This window comes from Xanthomonas euvesicatoria pv. euvesicatoria, from assembly GCF_020880415.1.
Classification (GTDB): domain Bacteria; phylum Pseudomonadota; class Gammaproteobacteria; order Xanthomonadales; family Xanthomonadaceae; genus Xanthomonas; species Xanthomonas euvesicatoria.
Map to the genome: position 1 here is coordinate 1 of NZ_JAJIUJ010000093.1, position 1,560 is coordinate 1,560.

Genomic DNA, 1,560 nt, shown 5'->3' on the forward strand with positions numbered 1-1,560 from the left:
GTGCGCCTCTCCTTGACCCCGCACGCCGACTGCGACGCAGGTTGCTCATGCAGGTGCGCGCGGCACACCTGCCTGGTGAACAGGCAGCAAGCCAGAACAAAGCGCCTGTCCAGACCTTTGCGTATCAGCCCAACACTTGGAGACTTGCAGTGACCACTTCCCATATTTCGATCGAGATCGGCCAACGCGTTGTGTGCCGCCTTGGCAATCGTGGCCCTGGAATCGTGGTTCGGAGCTATGACAGCATTTTCCACGCAGCACCCAGCATAGTGCGTGTTGGCAGCACAGTCCGATTTGATGTCGTTTTTGCAGACGGCTCGCAGTTCAAGAAGCTGACAGAAGCCGCATTGAGGAACGTGCAATGGGATGTCCTGCCGCAGATCGCGGATGCAGTGGAAGTGGCTTCAGCTATTGAGCTTGCGCAGCACTACGAGCTGTCTGCACTTGATGCGAAAGCTAAGGACGAGGCCGATCGCGAAGCGACTGCGGCGGGATTGCGCGCAGATCCGACGCTAAAACATTTGGTCCCTATTACTGATGGGGAACGATATGACACCACGCGCGCAGCGGCAAACATCCGGCGCGACCTGAAAAAAGCTTTCCCAGGAACTAAGTTTTCAGTGCGCACAACTAACCATAATCACATCAAAATTCAGTGGGAAGATGGCCCGTGCACCGATGATGTCGACACCGTATCGAAGCGCTATAAGCTGGGTTCGTTAGATACATACACGGACTCCTATGCCTATCGCAGGAGTGCATGGTGTGATGTTTTCGGCGGAGCCGAGCACGTCCACACATCGCGATCAAGTTCTATTGCTCTCATAACATACGCGATTGAATTTGTGCAGTCTCAGTATGCGCATCAGCTCGGCAGTGTTGTCCCTACCGTGTCTGAGTACCGCCGTGGTTGCTACTGGAATGTTCCTGTCGCCTCGCCCTATCCATTGGCCGATGACCTGAATTCACTGATTAGAGCGGTCGCATACAGAACGGCAGTTGTGCAAGGTCGGTTTGTCACGGCGGCGGCTTGACTCCGATGTCTAACTATCTGTGCCCATCTTACAGTCAGCAAGCCGCAGAGCTAAGTCGTCTAGACGCACGCATGCGCAGTGCTCGAAATTGCGCCGCCTTGGCAAGGGCCTGCATTGCTTTCATATTTCGCGCGGTTGAGCTGAGGGCGGTTAACCGGCTTAATTCGTTGGCCGATTTCTGTGCGAACTCGGATCTAAGCGAGCGTTCACTAGATCTCGTATTTGAGGGTGAGTCTACTGATGTCGTGATTCGCGCCCTCTTGGAACGTGCGCGTTCTGAACCCGCTTTCGCAGATGCGCTACAACTCGATTTTGGCGAGGAGTGCGTAGAAAAATGGCGCTGCCCAGAGCTAAGGCAGGAATGGCAGTTGTCGTTATTTTAGCCATTCAGGGCAGCGGCCGCCGCCTGCAAGGGCTGCACCCGGTCGCCGGCATCGCCGGCAGATCCACACCGCTGTCGCCTCGCGTGGCCAGCGCCTGGCGGCGGCCACTCTCGGGCGCCAGCAGCTGCACCGGCGCCGGCCGT

At 56.7% G+C, this 1,560-nt stretch carries 2 protein-coding genes; both read left to right on the top strand.

The features are described 5' to 3' along the window. Nucleotides 1–1,034, top strand: a 1,034-nt coding sequence (locus LN450_RS15405) for an LPD29 domain-containing protein (RefSeq protein WP_228892880.1), incomplete at its 5' end; no start/stop codon positions are given. 334 nt (nt 1,035–1,368) lie between these two features. Then, nucleotides 1,369–1,560, top strand: a 192-nt coding sequence (locus tag LN450_RS15410; RefSeq protein ID WP_228892888.1) for a hypothetical protein, incomplete at its 3' end; no start/stop codon positions are given.